We start from the raw sequence: 7,782 nt of genomic DNA on the forward strand, positions 1-7,782 counted from the left end.
ATGATGAAGCTTCAGGATATTGCAAGTAAAATCGGTGCCAAGCTGCACGGAAACGGCGACGTCGAGATCCATCGCGTTGCCAATTTAAAGACCGCCAAGGACGGAGAAATAAGCTTTCTTTCCGATCCTAAATACAGAAGCGTGCTTGAAGAAAGCCAAGCAAGTGCGGTTATTATTCGGGAAGGCGATGTTCCGCATGTAAAAAGTGCGGCACTAATTGTTAAAGATCCGTATCTTGGTTTTGCCAAAGTTGCTCAGCTTTTGGATACGACCCCGGCAATCGCAGTTGGAATTGATGCTTCTGCCGTAATTGATAAGAGTGCGGTTTTAGGCAGTAATGTCGCCATAGGCCCAAATGCTTGCATCAGTGCAGGAGCACAAATCGGCGATGACGTGCAAATCGGCGCGGGATGCTTTATAGGTCCTAACGCCAAAATCGGTAAAGGTACCAAACTTTATCCTAATGTAAGCATTTATCATGACGTTGTCATCGGAGAGCATTGTCTGTTTCAATCAAACGCCGTTATCGGCGGAGACGGTTTCGGTTACGCCAATGAATCAGGAAAGTGGGTAAAAATTCCACAGACCGGCCGCGTGGTTATCGGCAATATGGTTGAGATTGGCGCATGTACTTGTATCGACCGTGGTGCAATAGATGATACCGTTATCGAAGATAATGTAATTATTGATAATCTATGTCAAGTCGCTCATAATGTACATATCGGATACGGTACCGCTGTAGCCGGCGGCACTACTTTTGCCGGTAGCGTTAAAATCGGCAAGTTCTGCATTATCGGTGGAACCTCCGTGTTTAACGGACATATTGAAATTTGTGATCAGGCCGTGATCAGCGGAATGTGCATGGTTATGCGCTCTATAGATAAGCCGGGTGTTTACTCTTCGGGAATTCCGGCTCAGTCTAATAAAGAATGGCGTATTACCGCAGCCCGCGTACTGCATATTAACGATATGTATCACAAAGTAAATGACATGGAAAAGCAGATTGAGACTCTTAAATCGGCTTTGGCAGAATTAAAGAAATAAGATTAAGGTGGCGCAAGTGACAGTAAATCCGGAAAAAACTTTAAAAATTGAACAAATCATGAATTTGTTGCCTCATCGTTATCCGTTTTTGATGGTTGATAGAGTTATTGATTACTCAATTACCGATGAGCATAAGACTTTACGTGCCATTAAAAATATTTCTTTTAATGAGCCTTTCTTCCAGGGGCATTTCCCCGGCAAACCGGTTCTTCCAGGGGTTTTGATTTTAGAAGCAATGGCTCAAGCAACCGGTGTTTTGGCTTTTACCATGGTAGGCAAGCCTGAACCTGATGAGCTTTATTATTTTGCCGCAATTGACAATGCCCGTTTCAAGCGCCCCGTAGTTCCCGGAGATCAATTGGTTCTTGACGTTGAATTTTTAAAAGAAAAACGCGGCATCGCAAGTTTTAAAGGCGTTGCAACTGTTGACGGTGAAATCGTCTGCTCGGCAGATTTGATGTGCGCAAAACGTCGCGGCTAATATCAAAATAGGGAAAAAGAGTAAGGTGAAGCTGTGATTGACAGTACTGCAAAAATAGATCCTTCCGCCAAGATAAGCGATAAAGCTAATATCGGCGCGAATGTCATTATTAAAGAAAACGTGATCATCGAAGATGATGTTACTATCGGTGAAGGCTGCGTTATAGAGCCGTTTTGTGTGTTCCGCGGTCCCACTACTATCGGTAAGCGTAATCACTTCTATCAATTCTGCTCTATAGGCGAAGCTTGTCAGGATCTTAAATACAATAACGAGCCGACTCGTCTTGTCGTCGGAGATGACAATGTTATGCGTGAACACTGCACTATGCATCGCGGTACCGTTCAGGGCAGATCCGTGACTACCGTAGGTTCGCATAACCTTTTTATGGTAAACGTTCACGTAGCACATGACTGCATTGTCGGTGATAATTGTATTTTCTCCAATAATGCTACTTTAGCAGGACATGTTACTATCGGCGATTGGGTTATTTTCGGCGGACTTAGTGCTATCCATCAGTTCGGTCGTGTCGGAAGCCATGCCTTTATCGGCGGAATGGCTGCTTTAAATATGGACGTTCCTCCGTATGTTATGGCAGCAGGTCACTATGCTAAGGCTCACGGCATTAATAAGGTCGGACTTGCGCGCCGCGGATTCTCGGAACAGGCTATTAATGCTATCCGTAAAGCTTATATGATTATTTATCATAAGCATAAGACAGTTGAAGAGGCTATTCCTTTGCTTGAGGACTTGGCTAAGACCGAAAGCGCCGTACAGCCTTTGGTTGATTTCTTAAAAGAAAACGGAAGAGGCATTGTTCGTTAATGCCTAATCAAGTATCAGTGTCTACAAACACTCCGCATCTTTATGCTTTAATCGCCGGAGAATCGTCCGGCGATACTTTAGGCGCAGGTTTAATGCGCGCCATTTTACGCTTGGATCCTAAAGCTTCCTTCATCGGTATCGGCGGTGAGCAGATGCAAAAAGCCGGACTTACTTCTTTAGGAAAAATGGAAGTTTTATCGGTAATGGGAATATTTGAGGTGGCAGCTCATCTTGTTCCCATAATGCGCTTGCGTGCCGCTCTTATTAAGCAGCTGCTTAAAGCCCGTCCGAGCGTTGTTATCGGCATTGATTCTCCCGATTTTAATTTAGGTCTTGAAAGACATATGAAAAAAGCGGGGATCCCGACCGTGCATTACGTAAGTCCGTCAGTGTGGGCTTGGCGTGAAGGACGCATGAAAAAGATCAAGGAATCATGTGATGAAGTCTTGGCGCTGTTGCCCTTTGAAAAAGAGTTTTATGACAGGGAAAATATGCCGTGTACTTACGTCGGTCATACCCTTGCAAATAAAATTCCGCTTCAGGTTTCTCAAGAAACAGCCAAAACTCAAATTGAACTGGAGACAACTTCAGTAGATCCGGTACAAGGCAAAGTAATGGCAATTCTGGCAGGTTCCCGTAAGAACGAGTTGGTGCATATGGTTCCCGTGTATGCACAGACAGCACGTTTAATTAAAAAGAAGATGCCGGATGTGGTGTTTATTTCAGCATGTCCTGATAAAGCCAGAGCTGAAGTATTAAAAGATTTGTGGTTAAGCCATGCTCCTGATTTATCTTTAACCATTTATGTCGGTTGTACACATGCTGCAATCGCCGCTTCAGATGCGGTACTGCTTACTTCAGGTACCGTTGCTTTTGAGGCAATGTTGTTAAAGCGTCCGATGGCCGTAGCATATAAAGTCAATCCTTTAACTGCGATCATCGGAAGACGTCTTTTAAAGATCAATATGTTCTCTTTGCCTAACTTATTGGCAAAAAGACGTATTGTTGCCGAGTTCATTCAGGAACAGTGCACTCCTGAGGCTTTAGCTCAAGAAATGCTTAAACTTTTGACTTCAGATAATCTATTAATGAAGAATGAATTTTTGAGCATGCATAAAGCTATGATTAAAAATTCCGATGAGATTGCCGCAAAAGCCGTGTTGTCTTTAATCAAAAAGAGCGGTCGCAATGCTGTTGAAACTAAAGACAATAAAGCCTTTAACGGTATGGTCGAGCCTTCTTTTACCGTTCCTTCGAATATTGCAGGCGCTGATCGTGCAAAAAGACAAGAGCCGCGACTTTAATGGTAAAAAAAGTTTTAGAGCCGTTTATCTACCCCATAGATCCGAAAGTTCATCTGGTGTGCGGGGTAGATGAAGCAGGTCGCGGTCCTCTTGTAGGTAATGTTGTCGCAGCTTGCGTGATTTTAGATCCGTCTCGTCCGATTTTAGGTCTTGCCGATTCAAAAAAGTTATCAGAAAAAAAGCGTGATGCTTTGGCTTTGCAGATTAAAGAAAATGCTTTGGCTTACGGAATAGGGCAATGTACTCCTGAAGAAATTGACAGAATGAATATTCTGTATGCTTCACTTGAGGCGATGCGCCGCGCTTATGTCAATATGCATAAAACATGTGAGTTGATGTTAATCGACGGCAACAAGCTTATTCCGGATTTCCCTCTTGCAATGCAGGCGGTGGTTAAAGGCGATGCGCGTGTTCCTGAAATTTCTGCCGCTTCTATTTTGGCAAAAACTGAACGTGATGCTCAGTTATATGCTTTAGATAAACAATATCCTGAATACGGTTTTGCCAACCACAAAGGTTATCCTACAGCGGCTCATTTTGAGGTTTTGCAGAAATTGCCTTTGCTCTCGTGCTATCGTATGACTTATGGGCCTATACGAAAGCTACTTGCCCAAGGTAAGAGTATCATTAAAACAATGTAAAGATATTACATTTGGCGTCTTTTAGCGGGAATTTAGGCGGCGCTTATGGGTAAAACAAAAAAAGCGGTTATTGTCGGAGCGACATCGGGAATCGGGTATGCAGTAGCTTTAGAGTTGATAAAGGAAGGGTGGACTTTAGGTATTGCCGGTAGGCGAAGGGATAAATTAAAAGAACTTCACGCAATAGCCCCCAATCAGATTAAATATAGGGAAATAGATGTTTTAAACCAAAATTGCGCTGGTGAACTTCAAAAGCTTATAGACGATTTGGGCGGAATCGATGTGTATCTTCATTGCTCAGGGATCGGCAAGCAGAATTTTTCTTTAAAAAGCGAGATTGAACTTAATACTGTCGCAACCAATGTTGACGGTTTTGTCAGAATGGTGGATTGTGCTTTTAATTATTTTGCGGCTATAGGATATGGGCATATAGGTGTAATAAGCTCAATTGCAGGAACCAAAGGATTAGGCGCAGCCGCGGCGTATTCTGCGTCAAAAGGCTTTCAAAATACTTATATAGATTGTCTTGATCAGTTATGTCATATAAGAAAGCTTAATATCGATTTTACCGATATCCGTCCCGGGTTTGTTAATACTCCTTTACTTGACGGAGGTGGAAAATATCCGATGCTCATGGATGTTAACAAGGTTGCAAAGAGGATCGTAACTGCGTTAAAGAAAAAAGAAAGAGTAACGATTATTGATTGGCGGTATCGTATTTTAGTGTTTTTCTGGAGACTGATTCCTTTATGGTTATGGCGACGCTTGCCTATTCGTAATTAAAGAATCGTCTCTGCGGCAAAATTTGATGGCGCTTAGTTTTCATGTGAGCATACATAGCCATGTAGTTCGTAAAATGTTAAACTAAGTACTTATGGGCAGTAATGTTATATGTTCTATTTGTTAAATATCACAGATAGGATATTAAGCTCGTATAACGCTAAAACTTGTAAAAGTTTTTTGCGTAAAGCTTAAAGTTAAATCATTTATGATTTAGCAGCATATCTTGCCTGCAAGATTAGAGAGAAGGTTTATGAATATCAATTATTTGGATTTTGAACAGCCTATTGCTGATTTGCTTGCTCATATTGAAGAGTTAAAGCGTTTAAGCAATACGGTAGGCGCCGACGTTGACATGTCAAAAGAGTTGGCACAACTTGAAAAGAAAAATGTTGAATTAACCAAGAAACTTTACTCCTCCTTGTCTGCATGGCAGATATCTCAGTTATCCCGTCACCCGATGCGCCCTTATACTTTAGATTATGTCCAGCGCATTTTTACTGATTTCCAGGAATTAGCCGGCGACAGAGCCTTTGCGGATGATAAAGCAATTGTCGGCGGTCTTGCTCGTCTTGACGGTATTTCTGTTATGGTTATCGGTCATCAGAAAGGCCGTGATACCCGCGAGCGTACTTTACGTAATTTCGGTATGCCTCGTCCTGAGGGTTACCGTAAGGCTATGCGTTTAATGCGTCTTGCCGAGCGCTTTAATCTGCCGATTACTACTTTTGTCGATACTCCGGGTGCATATCCGGGGGTCGGAGCGGAAGAACGTTCTCAGGCAGGGGCTATTGCCGAAAGTTTAAAGTGCATGTCCGAGCTCAAAGTTCCTATCATTTCAACCGTTATCGGTGAAGGCGGTTCAGGCGGTGCCTTGGCAATCGGTGTCGGTGACAGAGTCAATATGCTGCAGTATTCAACATACTCGGTAATTTCTCCTGAAGGCTGTGCTTCAATTTTGTGGAAGAGTGCGGATAAAGCTTCTCTTGCAGCTGAAGCCATGAATATTACAGCTGATCGCTTAAAGTCATTAAAGCTGATTGATAACGTGGTAAAAGAGCCTTTAGGCGGAGCTCATCGCGATTACGACGCCATGGCGGAAAATCTTAAAGCACGTTTGCTTCTTGATTTGCGCGAACTTGCCGATACTCCCAGCGATACCCTTGTTGAACAGCGTTTTGAACGCTTAATGCGTTACGGATATTGTTAATCTCAAAAGCGAGGCAAGAGCTTGATCGCCTTGCCTTTTCCCTTATACAGAAATTAAAACCTGCCCCTATAACCGTTGGATTATCGGGAGGGGCGGATTCTACTCTTGCGCTTCTTGTTGCCTGTAAAATGCAGGAAATAGATCCGCGTTTTACCGTGTTAGCCTGTCATTGCATCCATGGACTTGATGCAGATGATCCAATTTGGCTTAAGCATTGTCAGGATCTGTGTTTGCGTTTGAAGGTTAAATTAGTAACTCCCAAACTTAATATCGTATACGGCAATGGGGTTTCTCCTGAAGATGCATCTCGTAAAGAACGTTATAGGGCACTTCTTGAGAATTTAAGTTCTAACGGTTATTTGATGCTTGGACATCAGGCTGATGATCAGGTTGAAAATCTTCTGCTTGCTTTAAAACGCGGTTCAGGTCCTCGCGGACTTGGAGGTATGAGTGCCGTTACTTGCGATAATCGAGGGACTGTCGTAAGACCGCTGCTTGATTTAAGTAAAAAAGATATTGAAAAGATTTTAACGGCTCTCGGCTTTGATTGGGTTTTTGATATATCTAATACTTATTTAAAATTTGAACGTAATTTTATTCGCTTAAAAGTTTTGCCTCTGTTGCGTGAGCGTTTTATCGGTATTGATAAAGCAATTTTAAAGAGTTCTAAATTGTGTGCTTTTGAGCATGATCTGGCTTCGCGTTATGCTGAAACCTTTTATGCTAAAGCAGTAGATGATGATATTTTTTATATTGATAAGATAGATATTGAAGATCAGGCTTTAACTTTTTTTGTTTTAAGGCGTTTTTTGTTTAATTTTTCATTGTCAGCCCCTGATTTTAATACTGTTGCAGCTTGTTATGAACTTATTAAAGCATCAAACGATCAGGAAGGGGTGGTTAAGGTTGCCGATAAGGAGATAAGGCGCTATTTAAATACTTTAAGAATTGTAAAGAAATCTACACCGCCTGAAAAAAATACTTTATTAATTCTTCATAAAAACGAAACTCTTTGTCTTAATGATTTTGCTTATTCTTTGCAAAAGGGCAGTATTAAAAATAAGAGTTTTATTTTGGGATCTGATAATGTCACTCTCGATTTTACATATTCTGGCAGCTTTAAAATAAAACCGGTAAATAGAGTTCACAGCCGTGAAATTAAAAAGATTTTTGGTGAAAATCTTATCCCTTATTGGGAAAGGGCGGCTTACCCTTTGGTCAAGGATCAAGAAAAAATTCTTGCATTAGGATCGGTTTGTGCATTAGGAAAACAAGAAGAGCTTAAAGCTGGTGACGCTTACTATCTTCAGATTAAAAATTTAAAAACAGGCAAATTTATTTAGTAGAAAAAAATAAGCCGATACTTAAAGTATCGGCCAAAGCGGGATTTTCAATCAGAAGTCGTAAATAAACCTGCGATTCAATTGAATCTGAAATTTAGAGCGACTTTTGTAAAAAAAGTTCCAAAAAAAAATCAAAATTTTTTAAAAACCTGTCGGG

The 7,782-nt window shown here is 41.6% G+C and carries 8 protein-coding genes; all 8 read left to right on the plus strand.

The genetic code is table 11. The features are described from left to right. Positions 1 to 1,044, plus strand: a complete 1,044-nt coding sequence (lpxD, locus tag QZ019_RS02810) for a UDP-3-O-(3-hydroxymyristoyl)glucosamine N-acyltransferase (RefSeq protein WP_295482118.1) — start codon at positions 1 to 3, stop codon at positions 1,042 to 1,044. A 46-nt stretch (positions 1,045 to 1,090) separates the two neighbouring features. Beyond that, positions 1,091 to 1,525, plus strand: coding sequence for a 3-hydroxyacyl-ACP dehydratase FabZ (fabZ, locus tag QZ019_RS02815; protein WP_267902410.1), 435 nt, complete (start codon positions 1,091 to 1,093; stop codon positions 1,523 to 1,525). A 33-nt stretch (positions 1,526 to 1,558) separates the two neighbouring features. After that, on the plus strand, positions 1,559 to 2,347 hold the full coding sequence (lpxA, locus tag QZ019_RS02820) for an acyl-ACP--UDP-N-acetylglucosamine O-acyltransferase (RefSeq protein ID WP_294567276.1): 789 nt from the start codon (positions 1,559 to 1,561) through the stop codon (positions 2,345 to 2,347). Then, entirely contained in the window at positions 2,347 to 3,651 is a 1,305-nt protein-coding gene (gene lpxB / locus QZ019_RS02825) for a lipid-A-disaccharide synthase (protein ID WP_295482120.1), read from the plus strand. Before lpxA ends, lpxB begins: the two co-directional genes overlap by 1 nt. Beyond that, positions 3,651 to 4,292 carry a ribonuclease HII gene (rnhB, locus tag QZ019_RS02830; RefSeq protein ID WP_294567282.1) on the plus strand — a complete coding sequence of 214 codons (642 nt, stop codon included), beginning with the start codon at positions 3,651 to 3,653 and terminating at the stop codon, positions 4,290 to 4,292. The genes lpxB and rnhB overlap by 1 nt, the downstream gene beginning before the upstream one ends. A 45-nt stretch (positions 4,293 to 4,337) precedes the next feature. Further along, positions 4,338 to 5,075, plus strand: coding sequence for an SDR family oxidoreductase (locus tag QZ019_RS02835; RefSeq protein ID WP_295482122.1), 738 nt, complete (start codon positions 4,338 to 4,340; stop codon positions 5,073 to 5,075). Between the two features lie 250 nt (positions 5,076 to 5,325). Further along, positions 5,326 to 6,282, plus strand: coding sequence for an acetyl-CoA carboxylase carboxyl transferase subunit alpha (accA, locus tag QZ019_RS02840; RefSeq protein ID WP_295482124.1), 957 nt, complete (start codon positions 5,326 to 5,328; stop codon positions 6,280 to 6,282). Beyond that, on the plus strand, positions 6,276 to 7,625 hold the full coding sequence (gene tilS / locus QZ019_RS02845) for a tRNA lysidine(34) synthetase TilS (protein WP_294567291.1): 1,350 nt from the start codon (positions 6,276 to 6,278) through the stop codon (positions 7,623 to 7,625). Before accA ends, tilS begins: the two co-directional genes overlap by 7 nt. Positions 7,626 to 7,782: the final 157 nt, after the last annotated feature.

Origin of the sequence: uncultured Succinatimonas sp. (genome assembly GCF_905203285.1) — a bacterium.
Taxonomy (GTDB): domain Bacteria; phylum Pseudomonadota; class Gammaproteobacteria; order Enterobacterales; family Succinivibrionaceae; genus Succinatimonas.

Excerpts from the sequence above, each read along its gene's own strand:
- QZ019_RS02835 (WP_295482122.1), top strand. The coding sequence starts at position 4,338 with ATGGGTAAAACAAAAAAAGCGGTTATTGTCGGAGCGACATCGGGAATC.
- rnhB (WP_294567282.1), top strand. The coding sequence starts at position 3,651 with ATGGTAAAAAAAGTTTTAGAGCCGTTTATCTACCCCATAGATCCGAAA.
- lpxB (WP_295482120.1), top strand. The coding sequence starts at position 2,347 with ATGCCTAATCAAGTATCAGTGTCTACAAACACTCCGCATCTTTATGCT.
- accA (WP_295482124.1), top strand. The coding sequence starts at position 5,326 with ATGAATATCAATTATTTGGATTTTGAACAGCCTATTGCTGATTTGCTT.
- lpxD (WP_295482118.1), top strand. The coding sequence starts at position 1 with ATGATGAAGCTTCAGGATATTGCAAGTAAAATCGGTGCCAAGCTGCAC.